Origin of the sequence: Amycolatopsis sp. lyj-108 (assembly GCF_046549005.1) — a bacterium.
GTDB lineage: Bacteria > Actinomycetota > Actinomycetes > Mycobacteriales > Pseudonocardiaceae > Amycolatopsis.
Genome location: NZ_JAJPWQ010000016.1, coordinates 41,782 through 58,440 on the forward strand (window position 1 = coordinate 41,782; position 16,659 = coordinate 58,440).

Here is a 16,659-nt window from a genome sequence, read left to right on the forward strand (position 1 = left end):
AGGGAACACTGCATCCCCGTGACAGCCCCAGCCTGGCTCGACGTGCTCAACGAGACCTTGGACGCCTGTGCCGCCCACGGTCGCGCCGACCTGGCCGAACGCCTTCGGCGCAGACGTGACCAGCAGGCGCCGGGCACCCGGATCGCGGTGGTCGGTTTTCCCAAGCAGGGCAAGGGCTACCTGCTCAACGCGCTGCTGAACGCGCCGGTCTGCGCGGTCGGGGACGCGAGCACGCCCGCCGTGCCCACCGAGATCGGCTACGCCGCGGACCCCGCCGCGACGCTGATCGGGCACGCCAGGGAAAGCGTGCCGGTCGGGAACCTCGCCAAGGAACTCGAGGTACGGCCGCCCGGTTCACTGCGCCGGGTCGAAGTCGGCCTGCCGCGCGAACTGCTCGGCACGGGACTGGTGCTGGTGGACACCCCGGCGATCGGGGATCCCCGATCGCCGCGCACGGCCGCCACCCTCGACGTCCTCGCCGACGCGCACGCGGTGATCCTCGTCTCCGACGCGACGCAGGAACTCCAGCCCGCCGAACTGGCGCTGGCAAGGCATATCCGGACCTGGTGCCCCGCGTTGGTGCTGGCACTGACCAAGATCGACGTGAGCCCGGACTGGCGGGAACTCGCCGCCCGCAATCGCGCCGCGCTCTCCGAGACCGGTGTCGTCGCCGACGTCTTCCCCGTGTCAGCGACGGTGCGCCAAGCGGCCGCGAAGGCGGGTGACGCCGGCCTGAACGGACGGTCCGGTTTCCCGGAACTCCTGAACTGGGTGGGGGAACAGGCCGCGCGCCCGATCGAACGCACCCGTGCGCTCGCCGCCGCGGTGAGTGTGCGGGCGGCGGCGGTCGAACTCGTCGAGACGCTGCAGGCGCGGCTCAACGCCGTCTCCCAGGACAACGGGACCGATCAGGTCACCCTGCTGCACCAGGCACAACGGCGCACCGAGGAGCTGCGGCGGCAGAACGTCCGCTGGCAGAACCTGTTGTCGGACGAGATCACCGACCTGATCTCCGACGCCGAATACGATCTGCGCGAGCGGACCAGGGTGATCGTGCGCCATATCGACCGCACCTTCGACGAGGGCGATCCGGTGCAGATCTGGCCGGATTTCCAGACCTGGCTGGAAGAGAACCTCGCCGAAGCCGTCGAGACGAACTACAACTGGGTGTCCGACCGGGCGACGTGGATCGCGCACGCGGTCGCCACGAGTTTCGGGCCGCGCTACGGCCAGGCCCCGGAACTGCCGCTGACCGGGTCCGGAGTGGACTCGATCCCCGAGGTCGGCGCCCCCAAGATCGAGCGGTTCAAGATCGGGCAGAAACTCTTCACCGGCTTGCGCGGCTCCTACGGCGGCGTGCTGATGTTCGGCCTGGTCACCAGTCTCGCCGGGCTGCCGCTGATCAACCCGGTGTCCCTCGGCGCCGGTGTCGCTTTCGCCACCAAGAGTGTGCGCGACGAAGGCGGGATGCGGTTGCAGCGACGCCAGGCGCTGGCGAAGGCCGCGGCGCAGCGGCACGTCGACGACGTGTTCATCCGGTTCAGCAAGGAGATCAAGGACGAGGTCCGTCAGGTCCAGCGGCGGCTGCGCGATCATTTCGTCGCGTTGTCCGACGAACTCGCGGAAGAGCTGACCCGCCAACGGGAACTGATCATCGCGGGCTCCGCCGAACGGGACCGGCGCACCCAACGGGTCAAGAAGGAGATCGACCGGCTGGCCGCACTGCACCGGAAGGCGGGGGCGCTCGGCAGTGGCGCCGCGCCGCGCCGGGAGCTTTCGGCGTGACCGCCGACGTACTCTTTCCCGCGGAGGCGGCATGAACACCGCACTCGATGTCCGCGAACTCCTGAACGAGGCCGCGGCGCACTATCGCGGCAGGCCGCACGCGGTGGCGATGCTGCGGGAATGCCTGGAGCGACTGGAAGAACCGCTGCGGGTCGGCTTCGCGGGCACGCCGGGCACCGGCAAGTCCACGTTGGTCTCCGCGCTGGCGGAATGGCCGACCAGGGCCTTGCGTGAACTCGATCTGTTCGACACCCCGGCACCCGCCGAACACGTCGACGCGACGGTGCGCCTGGTGCGTCATCTCGAACCCGACGAACTCGCCGGCACCCGGCCGGTGGGCGGTTCGCCGTTCGCACGGCAGACGGCGGTGAATTCGGTGCTGGTGCTCGGCAGGGCCGACGAGGTCGGCGCGGGCCGGATCGACGCCTTGCTCACCGCGAAACAGCTGGCACGCCGGGCTTGGCGCGAGGACCCGGATTGCGCGGGGTTCCAGGGGGTCATCGCGGTCGCCGGGCAGCTGGGGTACGCGGGCCGTGCGCTGCGGGACGACGAATTCGAGGTATTGCGCGCGCTGGCGTCGGTCTCCCGGCCGGAGCTGGAGCGGTATCTGCTGTCCGTGGATTCCTTTGTGGACGATCCGTTCCCGGTGGGGGTCCCGCCGGAGTCGAGGAAACACCTGGTGTCGCGGTTCGGCCTCTACGGAGTCCGGCTGGCGATCACCCTGATCCGCACCGGTTGCGAGAGCAGGCTGAAACTTTCGGCGGAACTCGTGCACCGCAGCGGCCTCGGCGACCTGCGGGACACGCTCGCGGGGTGTTTCGTCGCGAGGGCCGACGCGCTGAAGGCACGCACGGCGGTGGTGCGGCTGGAAGGGCTGCTCGCCGCCGAACCGCTTCCGCACGGCGACCGGCTGGCCGCCCGCGTGGAGCGCTTCGCCGCTGCCGCGCATGACTTCCGTGAACTGCGGCTCATCGCCGGCATCCGCGGTGGCCGCACGGCGTTGTCCGGGGAGATCGCCGAGGAGGCGGTCCGGTTGCTCGGCGCGCAGGGACTCGCGCCCACCGAGCGGCTCGGTCTCGAACCCGACGTGGATCCCGCCGAGATCCACGCGGCCGCGGAAGACGCGCTCGTCCGCTGGCGGCAGGAGGCGGAGCGGCCCGATGCCGCGCACGCCGAACGCGCCGCCGCGCGGGTGATCGTGCGTTCGGTCGAGGGACTGCTCAGCCTGTTCGTGGCTTGACGCCTGCCGGCCCCGGAGTCACCATAGACCTCTCTATGGTGACTCTGACCAGGCGAAAGGGGTCCGGCATGCCCGAGGACGTGCGTCCGGATGTGCGGCTACTCGGTGAACTTTTCGCGCATTGGGCGAAGACGGCTCCCGAACGGGAAGCTCTCTCGTACCAGGGGCGGCGGCTCACCTGGGCCGAACTCGACGAGCGGGCGAGGCGGGTCACCGGCGCGCTCGCGGCCGCCGGGCTCGGCAGGGGAGACAGGGTCGCGTTCGTCGACAAGAACACGCCCGCCTGCCTGGAGGTGACCTTCGGCGCGTCCTCGCTCGGGGCGGCGAACGCGGTGGTCAACTGGCGCCTCGCGCCGGAGGAACTGGCGTACGTCCTCGGTGACAGCGGCGCGCGGATCGTCTTCGCCGGTCCGGAATCGCTGGCCGCCGTCGAGGCGCTGCGTGATCGGCTGCCGTCGGTCGAGCGCGTGATCGTCGTCGGCGGCGAAGACGACCAGTACGAGGACTTCCTGACCGGAGCGGCCCCCGCCGGGTTGTCACCCGAGGTCGGCGAACACGACGGCGCGCTGGTCATCTACACCAGTGGCACCACCGGTTTCCCCAAGGGCGCCGTGCTGACGCACCGGAACCTGCTGGCGCACAGCCGCAACGCCGGCGCGCAGTTCCCGATGGGGGAGGGCGACCGCAACCTGGTCGCGATGCCGCTGTTCCACGTCGGCGGGAGTTGTTACGCCGTCATCGGTTTCCACTACGGGCAGCCGACGACGATGACCCGCGAACCCGACGGCAGGTCCCTGCTGGGCGCGCTGGCCGAAGGTGTCACGCACGCGTTCCTGGTGCCCGCCGTGGTCGCCGGGATCATGCAGGCGGGGGAGCAGGCCGTCGCCGCGTTCTCGCGGTTGAAGTACCTCGGTTACGGCGCGTCGCCGATGCCGCTCCCGTTGCTGCGGAAGTCGCTCGCGGCCTGGCCGGACACCAGGTTCGTGCAGGTCTACGGCATGACCGAACTGTCGGGAGTGGTGACGGCGCTCGATCCGGAGTCGCATCGCGACCCGGCCAGGCCGGAACGGCTGGCGTCGGCGGGCACGGTGCTGACCGGTGTGGACATGCGGGTCGTCGACCCGGCGACGCTGGAGGACGCCGAGTCCGGGACCCCTGGTGAGCTGTGGTTCCGGACCGACCAGGCGATGGCGGGTTATCTGGGCAAACCCGAGGCGACCGCGGAGACGATCGTCGACGGCTGGGTCCGCAGCGGTGACGTCGGCAGGGTCGACGACGGTGGCTTCGTCTTCATCGAGGACAGGGTCAAGGACATGATCATCACCGGCGGCGAGAACGTCTACTCGCCCGAGGTCGAGCGGGTCATCGCCGAACATCCCGCGGTCGGCGAGGTCGCCGTCATCGGTGTCCCCGACGAGCGCTGGGGAGAACAGATCAAGGCGGTCGTCGCGCCCGCCCCCGGGCAGTGGGTCGACGCCGGCGAACTCGTCGAGTACTGCCGGGAACGGCTGGCGCACTACAAATGCCCGCGTACGGTCGAAATCGTGGAGGCGCTGCCGCGCAACGCGACCGGCAAGGTCCTCAAACGCACCTTGCGGCGCCCGTACTGGGAAGGGCGGGAAAGGGCCGTCTGATGCCGTCGATCGTCAGCCGCGAGAAGTACTTCGACGCGGCCTTGGACATCCTCGCCGAGTCCGGGTTCGCCGGCCTCAACGTCGGCACGCTCGGCAAACGCCTGGGCGTCACCAGTGGATCCTTCTATCACCATTTCGGCGGCTGGCCGGCTTTCGTCGGCGCGCTGCTCGAATTCTGGACGCAGCGGCAGGTGCGGATCCTGCGGGAACTGGACTTCGGTTCCGGCGGGCCCGAGGCGGACTTCGCCGCGCTGATGAGCCTGACGCGCGGCCTCAGACATCGTGCGGAGGCGGCCATCCGTGCCTGGGCGGCGAACGACGAAACCGTTCGCGTTGCGCAGAAACGCGTCGACGACACCCGGGTCAAGACGGTCGGGAAGGTGGTGGCCGAGCTGATCCCCGACCGGCGTCGCGCGGAGGTCGTGACCTCGCTCGGGCTGGCGATGCTGGTCGGGTATCAGCAGGTGGCCTCGGCTGGGGGATTCACCGACCTCGGCGAGATCCTCGACGAATACACCCGGCTGGTGATGCTGGGCTGAAGGGGACTTTCCCCGCATGGGACGTGGTGAAAGCGCCCTTCGCCGCGTGAGACGAGGGGAAAGTCCCCTTCAGCCCCCGTCAAGCGTTGCCGAGGACCCGGGTCACGGTGATCTCGATGACCACGCGTTCCGGATTCGGCTTGGGCTGCCGGTATCGCGCGGCGTAGCGGTTCTCGGCGTCGCGCACCGACTCCGGGTCTTCGCGCAGCACCGCGCGTCCCTCCAAAGTGGACCACCTGGGTCCGTCGAGCTGGCAGGCGGCGACCGGAATGCCCTTTTCGCCCGCTTCCTTGACCATGCGGGCCTTCTTGGACGAGCGGAACGTGATCACGCGGGCGATCCCGGCCTCGAAGTCCACCGTGACCCCGACCGCGACGACATGCGGGGTCCCGTCCGGCCGGACGGTGGTCAGGGTGGCGAGGTGCCGCTCGGTCCAGAAGTCCCGGAAGGTCTCGCCGCGCGCGCTCAGGTCGATCGTCATGCGGTCAACGCTAGGCCACCGTTCACGAAGGCGTCTTTTGAGGTAATAGTAAGGAAACTTTCTTAACTCTCTTGTTTTTGGCCGACCCGGATGTCACTCTCGGAACGCGCCGCCGCCACCAACGACGTTTCCGGAGGAGCCATGAGAAAGACCGTTCGGACAGTGCTGGCCGCGGCCGCGCTGACCGCCGGGCTGGTCGCCACGACCGCCCCCGCCACCGCGGTGACCACTCAGGGAACCCCTTACCTGCCGGGAGTTCTGCGCCCCACGGTGTCGCAGGCGACACAGGACGCCGCCCTCGCCAAGTACTACGACTACTGGAAGAAGAACTTCCTCACCACGAGGTGCGGGACGGGCACCTACGCGGTCAAGGCGCCGGACGCCGACCACGCCTTCGTCGCCGAAGGCCAGGGTTACGGGATGACCATCGCGGCGATGATGGCGGGCAAGGACTCGCAAGCCCGGACCGTCTTCGACGGCATCCTGAAGTTCGTGAAGGCGCATCCGTCGGTGATCGACAAGGACCTGCACGCCGCTGAGCAGAACGAAAGCTGCACGAGCGTCAACGGCAGCGACTCGGCGACCGACGGGGACCTCGAAATCGCCTACGGCCTGCTCCTCGCCGACAAGGTCTGGGGCAGCGGCGGTTCGGTGAACTACAAGGCCGAGGCGCTGCGGATCATCAAGGCGATCAAGCGCAGCGAGGTCAACCCCGACACCAAGTTCATGCGGCTGGCGGACTGGGCCGACAGCGGCAAGTACATCAACAGCTCCCGATCCTCCGACTGGATGCCGGGTCACCTCCGCGCGTTCGAGAAGGCCACCGGTGACTCGTTCTGGGGCCAGGTCCGGACCCGGCAGGAGAAGGCCGTCACCCAGCTTCAGCAGCAGTACGCGCCGAAGACCGGGTTGATCCCGGACTTCGTCGTCAACACCAACTCCACGCCGAAGCCCGCCCCCTTCGACTTCCTCGAGGGCAAGGACGACAAGTACAGCTACAACGCCTGCCGCGACCCGTGGCGGCTCGGCGTCGACGGCATCACCGTGTCGGGTAGCCCGGCGCAGGGCCAGGTCCGGAAGATGAACACCTGGATCCAGCAGAACACCGGCGGCGACCCGGCCAAGATCACCACCGGCTACCTGTTGTCGGGCGCCAAGATCCCGGGGCAGACGGGTCAGCACCCCTGCTTCACCGCGTCGTTCGCCATCGCGGCGATGAACGACCCGGGCAGCCAGGCCTGGCTGGACAAGCTGTGGACCTCGATCACGACGTGGTCACCGAACGCCAAGGACTACTACGGCACCGGCATCACCGTGCAGGTCCTGCTCATCCTCTCGGGGAACTACATCGCCGTCTGACGGTAAGGCAGAGGTGGCGCCTCCTCCTGGTCAGGGCCCTTCACTACATGTCGGGCTGAGCTCAGGCGCAAAACCCAATACATGAAGGACCCCTTCCTTGCGCCTAGGTGCAGGAAGGGGTCCTTCATGTACTTCAGGCATCACGCAAGAAGCGCCAGGGGCCTTCACGTGCGAAACGGACATCCACCGGACAAGATTTCAACTGCGAGTTGACCTCTTCAACAGCCAGTTGTAGCGTCGGCGACCATCCGAAGCCCGTGGAGGTCCTTCATGCCGTCGACGCCGCTCACCTTGACCCGAACCTGGCGCCTGGCCGTGCTCACCGGCGTGGCCGCGCTCGTCACCGCGGCCTGCGGAGGCGGGCCCGACGGTGCGGGCGGCCAGGAACCCGCGGCACCGGGGGCGCCCGCCGCGATCCCGGACACGACCGCGTTGATCGAGTCCGTCCAGAAGGACGCCGCCGTCGCCGGCACCCTGCCCGCGAAGTACGCGCAGGCCGGGATGCTGCACCTGGCCTCGAACCTGCAGTCCGCGCCCAACAACTTCTACGCCGCCGACGGCAAGACCCCGATCGGCTACGAGGTCGACCTCGCCAAGGCCATCGGCAAGAAGCTGGGCGTCACCGTGCACCACCAGGACATGGCGTTCGGTTCGCTGATCACGAGTCTCCAGTCCGGCCGCGTCGACCTCACGATGGCCGCGATGAACGACACCAAGACCCGCCAGGCGCAGATCGATTTCGTCGACTACTTCTCTTCCGGTATCACGATCATGGTCCGCAAGGGCAACCCGGACCAGATCGCCGGCCCGGACACGTTGTGCGGCAAGAACGTCGCGGTCGTGCAGGGGACGAGCCACCAGAAGTTCGCCGAAGAGCAGAACGGCAAGTGCACGCAGGCGGGCAAGCCCGCGCTGACCGTGACCGCGACCGATTCCGACACCCAGAACCAGAACCAGCTCCGCACCGGCCGGGTCGCCGCCATCCTCAACGACCTGCCCAGTGCGGTCTACATCTCGCGGACCGCGGGCGATGGCAAGTTCTTCGAGACCGTGCCCGGTGAGCCGATCAACGGCGGGCCGTACGGGATCGGCGTCAACAAGGAGAACAAGCCGCTGGCCGAGTCCGTCCAGAAGGCACTGCAGTCCCTGATCGCCGACGGCGGTTACGGCAAGATCCTGCAGGCCTGGGGTGTCGAGCAGGGCGCGGTCAAGGAGGCGAAGCTCAATGCCGGAAGCTAGGGGTTCGACAGCCGAGCCGCTGCCGATCGTCCGGCTGAGGCACTGGGGCCGCTGGGTCAGTGCCGTCGTCATCCTCGCGCTGCTGCTCCTGCTCGGGATCGCGCTCGGGAACGCCCAGATCCAGTGGGATTCCGTCCCGGAGTTCCTCTGGTACCGGGTGATGGCGGTCGGTCTGCTCAACACCGTGCTGCTCGCGGTGATCGCGCAGGGTTCGGCGATCGTCATCGGGATCGTGATCGCGCTGATGCGTCGCTCGGCGAATCCGGTGGCGCGCTGGTTCGCGGCGGGCTACATCTGGCTGTTCCGCGGGCTTCCGGTGCTGCTGCAGATCCTGATCTGGTACAACCTGGCGCTGGTGTTCGAGTTCATCTCGATCCCGCTGCCGTTCGGCGGGTACCTGCTGCACGAACAGACCAACGTGCTGATCACCGCGTTCACCGCCGCGCTGTTGGGCTTGGCGCTCAACGAAAGCGCGTACATGGCGGAGATCGTCCGCGCCGGGTTGAACAGTGTCGACAGTGGACAGACCGAGGCGGCGAAGTCGATCGGGATGTCGCCTGGCGCGACCCTGCGCCGCGTGGTGCTGCCGCAGGCGATGCGGGTGATCATCCCGCCGACCGGCAACGACTTCATCAACATGCTCAAGGGGACGTCGATGGCGTCGGTGATCGGCGTGACCGAACTGATCCACGCCGCCAACAACATCTCGTCCAACAACCTGCTGGTCATGGAGACGCTGCTGGCCGCCGCCGTCTGGTACATGGTCGTGGTGACCGTCGCCGGGGTCGGGCAGCACTACCTGGAGCGCGCCTTCGATTCCGAAGACCGGTCACGGAGCGCGTTCTCCCGTGCGGCCAAGGCCTTGCGCACCGCGCCGCTGGTGAGGAGTGAACGTGTCTGAGCCGCTGCTCAAAGCCGTCGGCGTCCGCAAGAGCTACGGCCACACCGAAGTGCTCGGCGGGATCGACCTCGAAGTCCACAAAGGACAGGTGGTCTGCCTGCTCGGCCCGTCGGGTGCGGGGAAGAGCACCTTCCTGCGCTGTGTCAACCATCTGGAGACGATCGACGCCGGACAGGTCTGGGTCGACGGCGAACCGATCGGTTTCCGGCTGCGCAACGGAAAACTGTACGAGCTGAAGGAACGCGAGGTCGCCAGGCAGCGGCGCGACATCGGCATGGTGTTCCAGCGGTTCAACCTGTTCGGCCACCGGACGGCGCTGCAGAACGTCATCGAGGGGCCGGTGCGAGTGCTCGGTGTCCCCGTGGGCGAAGCCAAAGAGCAGGCGCTCGAACTGCTCGACAGGGTCGGCCTCGCACACCGGGCCGACGCCTATCCTGCGCAGCTGTCGGGCGGGCAGCAGCAGCGGGTCGCGATCGCCCGGTCGCTCGCGATGAAACCGAAGCTGATGCTGTTCGACGAGCCGACGTCGGCGCTCGACCCGGAACTCGTGGGCGAGGTGCTGGCGGTGATGGGTACGTTGGCCGCGGAGGGGATGACGATGGTCGTGGTGACGCATGAGATGGGGTTCGCGGCCGAGGCCGCGGACGAGGTGGTGTTCATGGCCGACGGGATGGTCGTCGAGACCGGGCCGCCGGGGGAGCTCCTGAGCGCCCCGAAGCACGAGCGAACCAAGCAGTTCCTGGCACGGGTCCTCGCATGACGCGGATCTCCCCGCGGTACCTGCTGCAGTTCGACGAGCCTGCCGGGTACCTCGACTTCGCGCGGTTCGGCCCGCCGTCGCACGCCGTGCTCGACACGACGGCGAGCCTGCTCGACGCATCCACCAAGGCCGGTCCGTCCACTGTGGACGACCTGATGCGGCAGGAGACCAGGGCCAAGGCCGCCGCCGCGCGGCTTTCCGGCAGCGACACCGACCACACGGTGCTGTTGCCGCACACCAGCCTCGGCCTGTTCCAGGCGGCGTTCAACGCTCCAGGCGGTGAGGCGCTGGTGTCTTCGGCGGAGTTCCCGGCCAACACCTACCCGTGGGCGCGGGCCGAACAGGCGGGGCGGCTGACCGTGCGGCGGCTGCCACTCGGGAACGTCACGGCGGACGCGGTCAAGGCGGCGCTGACACCGGAGACGTCGCTGGTCAGCGTGAGCGCGGTCGACTTCCGCACCGGATATCGCGCCGATCTGGCAGCGATCCGGGAAGTGGTCGGCGACCGGCTGCTCGTGGTCGACGGGATCCAGGGCTTCGGGGTGACCGAGGCGCCGTGGGAGGTCGCGGACGTGCTCGTCGTCGGCGGGCAGAAGTGGTTGCGGGCGGGCTGGGGCACCGGTTTCGCGGTGCTTTCGGACCGGGCGCTGGAGCGGATGGAACCGATCCTGTCCGGCTGGACCGGCGCCCGTGACCCGGGACTGTTCGACGACGAGATCCATCCGGCCGACGAGACCGCGGCCGCCTGGTCGATCTCGAACCTGAGCCCGATCACGTCGGGCGCGTTCGCCGCCGCTTTGGAACTGGTCGAAGAGGCGGGCGTCGAGGCCATCGCCGCGCGGATCGGCGAACGCGTCGGCGAACTCGAAGAAGTCGTGAAATCCGCCGGGGGAGAGGTGGTTTCGGCGGTCGATCGGCGGGCCGGGATCCTCGCGTTCACCCTGCCGGGGCAGGCCGCCGAACAGGTCGGGGCCGCGCTGGCGGACGCCGGGATCGCCGCGACCGTGCGGCCGGAGCACGTCCGGCTGTCCCCGCACGCGTCCACTCCGGCGAGTGCGGCGGAACAGGTGCGGACTGCGTTGGAGCGGCTGAACAAACCGGTCACCGTGTTCTCCGGCCTTCCCGCGGTCGGAGTGGCGTCGAGCGACCTGCTCACCGCGCTCGTCCCGGCGGTGCACGCGCTCGCGGCGATGCTGGGGCCGGGCAACGAGGTCCTGCTGCACGACCTGAGCAGGCTGCCGGACTCGATCGTCGCCATCGCGGGCGACCTCACCGGTCGGACGGTCGGCGGGCCGATGACGGATCTGCTGCTGGGCCTCGTCCGGCGCGGCACCACGCAGGACCTGACGAACTACGAGACCCACGGCCCCGACGGCCGGGCGATCCGCTCCTCGACGCTGTTCCTGCGGGACGCCGATGGCGTCGCGATCGGCTGCCTGTGCGTCAACCGGCTGTCCGACGGTTCGCCGAAAGCCAACGGGCACGAACCCGAGACCTTCCCGCCGGACGTCGACAGCCTGCAGCGGTTCCTGGTCGGGCGCGCGGTGGCGAAGGCCGGGATCCCGGTGGACCTGATGAAGAAGCGGCACAAGGCGGCCGTGGTCCGCGAACTGGACGAGGCCGGGTTCTTCCTCATCAAGGATTCGGTGGACCACCTCGCCGGGGAACTCGACGTCACGCGGTACACGATCTACAACTACCTGAACGAGATCCGGGGCACCTGACGCTACTGCGCGCGCCATGAAAGGTCCTTTACTTGCAAATTTTGCAAGTAAAGGACCTTTCATGGCGTTCGGGTGGGGCTACCGGTCGTGAGTGGTAAACGACGGTTGATGCGGGGCCTTCATGTACTTCACGACCGGCCGCCGAGGTCACTACCGTCCCATTGTCACCAGGGATCACATCTGACGGTGGCGAAAGCCTCCTTCGCTACCGTCAGAGTAGGCAAGGAGGCCCTCACTACCAGGAGAACGCGTACGCAGAAGCAACACCGGCCCCACGCCACGACACCTTTGACTTTCCCCTCAATAGAACCGTCCTCACCACTCACGAGGGCGCTACTTCAGGAAGGACTCCACGGCGTCGGCCGCCCGGTCGATCCCGCCGTTCCCGCGCGTCTCGGCCCGGACCTCGGCAAGACGCGCAGCGACCGAGGGTGACCCGGCCACCCGTTCGACCGCGGCCCGCAGCACGGACGCCGTTACGTCCGAGGCCGCGAGTTCCTCACCGACGCCCAGTTCCGCCAGTTTCGCCGCGTTGCCGAAACCGTCGGTGGCCAGCGGGATCGCGACGGTCGGCACGCCGTACCAGAGCGATTCCGTGCTGCCGCCCATGCCGGCGTGCGTGATGAACGCCGACGCGGCCTCGAGTACCGCGAGCTGCGGGACGAACGGGCGCACCTCGATGTGCTCGGGCAGCGGCCCGAGCGCGGCCGGATCGGTCTGGCCGATCGAGATGACCACGTGCCAGTCCGAGTCGCGGAACCCGTCCACGCAAGCGCGGAACAGGTCCAGCTGGTCGGTGAACGCCGTGCCGAGCGACATCAGCAGGACCTTCCTGCCGTTCGACGGCGGCGTCCAGCTCCGGTCGGCGAGGCGTTCCGGGTCCAGCGCGGGGCCGACGAAGCGGACCGACGACGGCACCCGGTCGACGTTGGGCTGCATCGCCCTCGGCAGCAGCGCGAGCACCTGGGGCGGATGGGAGATCCAGTCCCAGGCATCGGCCTCGATGCCGTTCTCGTTCAGCCACCGGGTGAAAGTGGCGAAATAGTCCTTTCCGGACGGTGAGGTCCGGATCGCGGTCAGGATCTCGCCCATGTCCTCTTCGTAGCCTTCCCAGGCGACATAGGTCGGGGAAAGCTGCACCGCCGGAACGTCGTAGCGCCTGGCGAGCAGCGGCGCCGGAAGCCCGCCGATGTCGTACAGCAGCAGGTCCGGACGGTGCCGGTCGTAGAACTCGGTGAGCACGGGCATCGCCTGGATGCCCTCGTCGAGGAAGACCCGCATCTGCGACGCCGGATCCTCCGGCCACCCCGACTGGTCGCCGAGCGGGAGGATCGACGGATGCGGGACGACCTCCGCCCCGGTCGGTTCGATCAGCCCGGTGAGCGGTTCGCCCACGGCGTAGCTGACCCGGTGCCCGCGGGCGACCAGCTCACGGATGACGGCCAGCGACGGGTAGATGTGGCTCGGCGCGGTGCTGCCGATCATGGCGATATGCGTGTTCTGCATGATGTCCTGTCTGAATTCGTGATGGAACGTCAGACGGCGCGCGGAAAAGGGGCCACCCGGTCGCGGGCGGCCCTGCGGTCACGCCGTCTCAGGCGGTGCGCATGCGGACGTGGCAGATCATGATCGAGATCCTAGCGCGCCCCGCGCGGCCTCCCAACCGGTTAACGCGTTGCCCGGTTTGCCGCGATCGGGACCCGCCGTTTGCAGGGACCTTCGCCGGAGGGCTATCGCGGGTCATGGACGCGGATAGGGTCACCTTCGCAGGGAAGGGGAGAACCTTGAGACGTGTTCTCATCACCGCGCTGGCGTTGGCCACGGTCGCGGTGACCACGCCCGCCGTCGCCGCGGAAGAGGCGCAGCCCGCCGAGACGATCACTTGGGGCGCTTGTACCGACCAGACCTTGATCAACGCCGGTGCGGAATGCGGCTATCTGCCGGTCCCGTTGGACTATTCGAGGCCGCGCGGCGAGAAGATCCAGCTCGCGCTCAGCCGCATCAAGCACAAAACGCCCGACGCGCGGTACCAAGGCGTCATGCTCACCATCCCGGGTGGGCCAGGCGGTTCCGGGTTGCTGCTCGCGACCCGCGGGCCGCGCGTGCCGAACCACGCCGGTGACGCCTACGACTGGGTCGGTTTCGACCCGCGCGGTGTCGGCTCCAGCAAACCCGCGCTTTCCTGTATCCCGAACCACATGGACTACAACCGGCCGAACTACGTGCCGACGACGCGGCAGCTGGAGGAAACCTGGTTGCGGCGCTCGAAGTCCTACGCCGACGCGTGCGCGGAGAAGAACAGCCGCGCGCTGCTCGAGAACATGAAGACGACCGACACGGTCAAGGACATGGAAAGCATCCGCAAGGCGCTCGGCGCGGAACAGCTGAACTTCTACGGGTACTCCTACGGCACCTACCTCGGCCAGGTCTACGGGACACTGTTCCCGCGGCAGGTCCGCCGCATGATCCTCGATTCCACTGTGGACCCTCGCAACGTCTGGTATCAGGCCTTCCTGAACCAGGATCTCGCGTCCGACGTCAACCTCGGCATCTGGTTCGGCTGGGTCGCCTCGCACGACGACGTCTACCACCTCGGCAAGACCCAGGCTGCGGTGAAGCAAGTCTTCGACGCGCAGCTGAAGAAGCTGGCCGCGGCGCCGGCGGGCGGCTACATCGGTCCCGACGAGTTGCTGGACGTCTTCCTGCAGGCTTCGTACCGCCAGCTGAACTGGACGCTGCTCGGTGACGCGCTGGCGAAGTTCGGCAAGGGCGACTGGCAGACGATGAAAGGCCTGTTCGAGAGCTTCGGCGGGCGCGGCGACGACAACGGTTACGCCGTCTACCTCGCCGTCGTGTGCACCGACGTGAAGTTGCCGCCGAGCTGGCAGCAATGGAAGCGCGACAACTGGCGCACACATGAGAAGGCGCCGTACTTCACTTGGCAGAACGCTTGGTACAACGCTCCTTGCCTGTACTGGCCCGCGAAGCCGGGCAAGCCGGTGAAGGTCGATGGCTCGAAGGTGTCGAGTGTGCTGATGATCGGCGAGACGCTCGACGCGGCGACGCCGTACGAAGGCAGCCTCGAGGTGCGTAGCCGGTTCCCCGGCGCTCGCCTGATCGGTGAGCCGGGCGGCACGAGCCACGCCATCACCCCGCGCGGCAACGCGTGCGTCGACACCCGGATCGCCGGCTACCTGGCGACCGGGGCGCTGCCCGAACGCAAACCAGGGCGGACAGCCGACGTCGAGTGCGCGCCGCTGCCGCTCCCGGTACCCGCCTAGCTTCTGGGGTTTCCGCGACAGGGGACTTTGTGTTACAAAGTGGAAGTGAGCTTTGTGGTTCAGAGTGCTCGAAGGGGGAAAGTCATGGCGGACGCGTTCAGCCTCGAAGGGCTGGTGAAGCGCTTCGGTGACGTCCAGGCCGTCGACGACGTCAGCATGCGGGTCGCACCTGGGGAGGTGGTGGCGCTGCTCGGGCCGAACGGTGCGGGCAAGTCGACCACCATCGACATGCTGCTGGGGCTGACCAGGCCGGATTCGGGCCGGGTGCGGGTCGCCGGGCTCGGCGCGGCCGAGGCGATGGACCGGGGGATGGTCGGCGCGATGGCGCAGAACGGGACGCTGCTGAGGGACGCGACGGTCGCGGAACTCGTCGGCCTGTTCGCCTCGCTGCACCGGAATTCGCTGTCCGTCCGCGAGGTCCTCGAGCGCGCCGGAGTCACCGAGTACGCGAACCGCCGCTGCGGGAAGCTCTCCGGTGGCGAGCAGCAGCGGGTGCGGTTCGCGCTCGCGCTGGTCGGCGATCCGGACCTGCTGGTACTCGACGAGCCGACCGCGGCCATGGACGTCGACGGGCGGCGCCGCTTCTGGGCGTCGATGCGCGAGTACACCAGGACGGGCCGCACGGTGCTCTTCGCGACGCATTACCTCGCCGAAGCCGAGGACTACGCGGACCGCGTAGTGCTCATGCGGCACGGCCGCGTCGTCGCGGACGGCCCGGTCGGCGAGGTCCGGGCCGCGGTCGCCGGACGGGTGCTGCGCGCCGTCGTCCCGGACGCCACCGAAGCCGCGCTGGCCGCGTTGCCCGGGGTGTCGCGGGCGGTGCTGCGGGCCGGGCACGCGGAGCTGGGGTGCGCCGATTCCGACGCCGCCATCCGCGGCCTGCTGCGCGAGTTCCCGCTTGCCTCGAACATCGAAATCACCGCTGTGGGACTGGAAGAAGCCTTCATCGCGCTGACCGCCGATGCGGCCGAAGGAGCTTTGAAATGAACCTGAACTACCTGGCGCTGGAGATCAAGCGGATCGTCCGCAGCCCGCAGTTCGCCTTGTTCACCATCGGCATGCCACTGGCGATGTTCCTGTTGTTCGGCGGGATCTTCGGCTCCAGCGAGATCGCTCCCGGGGTTTCGACCGCGACCGTGACCATGGTGAACATGGCCGCGTACGGCGCCATGACCGCCGCGTTGTTCACCGGTACCCGTGTCGCCACCGAGCGCACCGACGGCTGGCAGCGCACCTTGAGGCTGACGCCGCTGCGAGCGCCGGGCTATCTGGGGGTCAAGGTGTCGGCGGGGATGTTCGTCGCGTTGCCCGTGCTGCTGGTGATCTTCGCGGCCGGGATGATCCGCGGTATCCGGCTCGAAACCGGGCAGTGGCTGACGATCTTCGGCACGCTCTGGCTCGGGACGCTGCCCTTCGCGGTGCTGGGCCTGATGATCGGCCTGTTCGGCAAGGGCGACACCGTCCAGGCGGTGACCGGCGCGCTGATGCTGCCGCTCGGCATGTTCGGCGGATTGTGGATCCCGCTGCAGGTCCTGCCCGGCTGGATGAACACCGCGGGGCACCTCATGCCGACGTATTGGCTCGGTGAAATCGGCCGCGCGCCGGTGCTCGGCGGATCGGGCACGGTGACCGCCGTCGGAGTGCTCGCGGCGTGGCTGGTGGTGCCCGCGCTCGTGGTGATGGCGAGGTTCCGGCTCGACACGGCGAGACTGTGAA

The 16,659-nt window shown here is 68.5% G+C and carries 14 protein-coding genes; 12 read left to right on the top strand and 2 right to left on the bottom strand.

The features are described 5' to 3' along the window. The first annotated feature begins 18 nt into the window (after positions 1–18). The 4 genes from ACLJO0_RS40275 to ACLJO0_RS40290 all read left to right on the top strand — a co-directional run bounded on the left by ACLJO0_RS40275 (position 19) and on the right by ACLJO0_RS40290 (position 5,198). Entirely contained in the window at positions 19–1,785 is a 1,767-nt protein-coding gene (locus tag ACLJO0_RS40275; protein WP_410585095.1) for a dynamin family protein, read from the top strand. Positions 1,786–1,816: 31 nt separating this feature from the next. Next, the gene (locus tag ACLJO0_RS40280; RefSeq protein WP_410585097.1) at positions 1,817–3,025 is read left to right on the top strand and encodes a GTPase; all 1,209 of its coding nucleotides are present in this window, start codon (positions 1,817–1,819) and stop codon (positions 3,023–3,025) included. A 68-nt stretch (positions 3,026–3,093) separates the two neighbouring features. Then, complete coding sequence (locus tag ACLJO0_RS40285) at positions 3,094–4,659, top strand: long-chain-fatty-acid--CoA ligase (RefSeq protein WP_410585099.1); 1,566 nt, start codon at positions 3,094–3,096, stop codon at positions 4,657–4,659. Continuing rightward, positions 4,659–5,198: a TetR/AcrR family transcriptional regulator gene (locus ACLJO0_RS40290; protein WP_410585101.1), complete on the top strand. Its 540-nt coding sequence runs from the start codon at positions 4,659–4,661 to the stop codon at positions 5,196–5,198. The genes ACLJO0_RS40285 and ACLJO0_RS40290 overlap by 1 nt, the downstream gene beginning before the upstream one ends. A gap of 79 nt (positions 5,199–5,277) precedes the next feature. On the opposite strand, the gene ACLJO0_RS40295 is transcribed toward ACLJO0_RS40290, so the two are convergent. After that, positions 5,278–5,679 carry a PPOX class F420-dependent oxidoreductase gene (locus ACLJO0_RS40295; RefSeq protein WP_396555649.1) on the bottom strand — a complete coding sequence of 134 codons (402 nt, stop codon included), beginning with the start codon at positions 5,677–5,679 and terminating at the stop codon, positions 5,278–5,280. 141 nt (positions 5,680–5,820) lie between these two features. Here ACLJO0_RS40295 and ACLJO0_RS40300 point away from each other — a divergent pair, with 141 nt between their 5' ends. From ACLJO0_RS40300 to ACLJO0_RS40320, 5 genes are all read left to right on the top strand, one after another. After that, positions 5,821–7,038 (top strand): glycosyl hydrolase family 8, encoded by a 1,218-nt coding sequence (locus ACLJO0_RS40300; protein ID WP_410585103.1) that lies wholly within the window; start codon positions 5,821–5,823, stop codon positions 7,036–7,038. A gap of 270 nt (positions 7,039–7,308) precedes the next feature. After that, on the top strand, positions 7,309–8,277 hold the full coding sequence (locus ACLJO0_RS40305; protein ID WP_410585105.1) for an ABC transporter substrate-binding protein: 969 nt from the start codon (positions 7,309–7,311) through the stop codon (positions 8,275–8,277). Continuing rightward, complete coding sequence (locus ACLJO0_RS40310) at positions 8,264–9,178, top strand: amino acid ABC transporter permease (protein WP_410585107.1); 915 nt, start codon at positions 8,264–8,266, stop codon at positions 9,176–9,178. The genes ACLJO0_RS40305 and ACLJO0_RS40310 overlap by 14 nt, the downstream gene beginning before the upstream one ends. Continuing rightward, complete coding sequence (locus ACLJO0_RS40315) at positions 9,171–9,938, top strand: amino acid ABC transporter ATP-binding protein (RefSeq protein WP_125796055.1); 768 nt, start codon at positions 9,171–9,173, stop codon at positions 9,936–9,938. The genes ACLJO0_RS40310 and ACLJO0_RS40315 overlap by 8 nt, the downstream gene beginning before the upstream one ends. Next, positions 9,935–11,662, top strand: coding sequence for an aminotransferase class V-fold PLP-dependent enzyme (locus tag ACLJO0_RS40320; protein WP_410585109.1), 1,728 nt, complete (start codon positions 9,935–9,937; stop codon positions 11,660–11,662). Before ACLJO0_RS40315 ends, ACLJO0_RS40320 begins: the two co-directional genes overlap by 4 nt. A gap of 333 nt (positions 11,663–11,995) precedes the next feature. On the opposite strand, the gene ACLJO0_RS40325 is transcribed toward ACLJO0_RS40320, so the two are convergent. Further along, positions 11,996–13,168 (bottom strand): macrolide family glycosyltransferase, encoded by a 1,173-nt coding sequence (locus ACLJO0_RS40325; RefSeq protein ID WP_410585111.1) that lies wholly within the window; start codon positions 13,166–13,168, stop codon positions 11,996–11,998. A 278-nt stretch (positions 13,169–13,446) separates the two neighbouring features. Between ACLJO0_RS40325 and ACLJO0_RS40330 the strand changes: the two genes are divergently transcribed. The 3 genes from ACLJO0_RS40330 to ACLJO0_RS40340 all read left to right on the top strand — a co-directional run bounded on the left by ACLJO0_RS40330 (position 13,447) and on the right by ACLJO0_RS40340 (position 16,658). Continuing rightward, the gene (locus ACLJO0_RS40330; RefSeq protein ID WP_410585113.1) at positions 13,447–14,943 is read left to right on the top strand and encodes an alpha/beta hydrolase; all 1,497 of its coding nucleotides are present in this window, start codon (positions 13,447–13,449) and stop codon (positions 14,941–14,943) included. Between the two features lie 84 nt (positions 14,944–15,027). Beyond that, positions 15,028–15,930, top strand: coding sequence for an ABC transporter ATP-binding protein (locus ACLJO0_RS40335; protein WP_410585115.1), 903 nt, complete (start codon positions 15,028–15,030; stop codon positions 15,928–15,930). Continuing rightward, positions 15,927–16,658, top strand: a complete 732-nt coding sequence (locus tag ACLJO0_RS40340; RefSeq protein WP_410585117.1) for an ABC transporter permease — start codon at positions 15,927–15,929, stop codon at positions 16,656–16,658. Before ACLJO0_RS40335 ends, ACLJO0_RS40340 begins: the two co-directional genes overlap by 4 nt. Position 16,659 lies beyond the last annotated feature (1 nt).

Coding starts and splice junctions, on each gene's coding strand:
- ACLJO0_RS40280 (WP_410585097.1), top strand. CDS start 1,817: ATGAACACCGCACTCGATGTCCGCGAACTCCTGAACGAGGCCGCGGCG.
- ACLJO0_RS40285 (WP_410585099.1), top strand. CDS start 3,094: ATGCCCGAGGACGTGCGTCCGGATGTGCGGCTACTCGGTGAACTTTTC.
- ACLJO0_RS40290 (WP_410585101.1), top strand. CDS start 4,659: ATGCCGTCGATCGTCAGCCGCGAGAAGTACTTCGACGCGGCCTTGGAC.
- ACLJO0_RS40295 (WP_396555649.1), bottom strand. CDS start 5,679: ATGACGATCGACCTGAGCGCGCGCGGCGAGACCTTCCGGGACTTCTGG.
- ACLJO0_RS40300 (WP_410585103.1), top strand. CDS start 5,821: ATGAGAAAGACCGTTCGGACAGTGCTGGCCGCGGCCGCGCTGACCGCC.
- ACLJO0_RS40305 (WP_410585105.1), top strand. CDS start 7,309: ATGCCGTCGACGCCGCTCACCTTGACCCGAACCTGGCGCCTGGCCGTG.
- ACLJO0_RS40310 (WP_410585107.1), top strand. CDS start 8,264: ATGCCGGAAGCTAGGGGTTCGACAGCCGAGCCGCTGCCGATCGTCCGG.
- ACLJO0_RS40320 (WP_410585109.1), top strand. CDS start 9,935: ATGACGCGGATCTCCCCGCGGTACCTGCTGCAGTTCGACGAGCCTGCC.
- ACLJO0_RS40325 (WP_410585111.1), bottom strand. CDS start 13,168: ATGCAGAACACGCATATCGCCATGATCGGCAGCACCGCGCCGAGCCAC.
- ACLJO0_RS40335 (WP_410585115.1), top strand. CDS start 15,028: ATGGCGGACGCGTTCAGCCTCGAAGGGCTGGTGAAGCGCTTCGGTGAC.
- ACLJO0_RS40340 (WP_410585117.1), top strand. CDS start 15,927: ATGAACCTGAACTACCTGGCGCTGGAGATCAAGCGGATCGTCCGCAGC.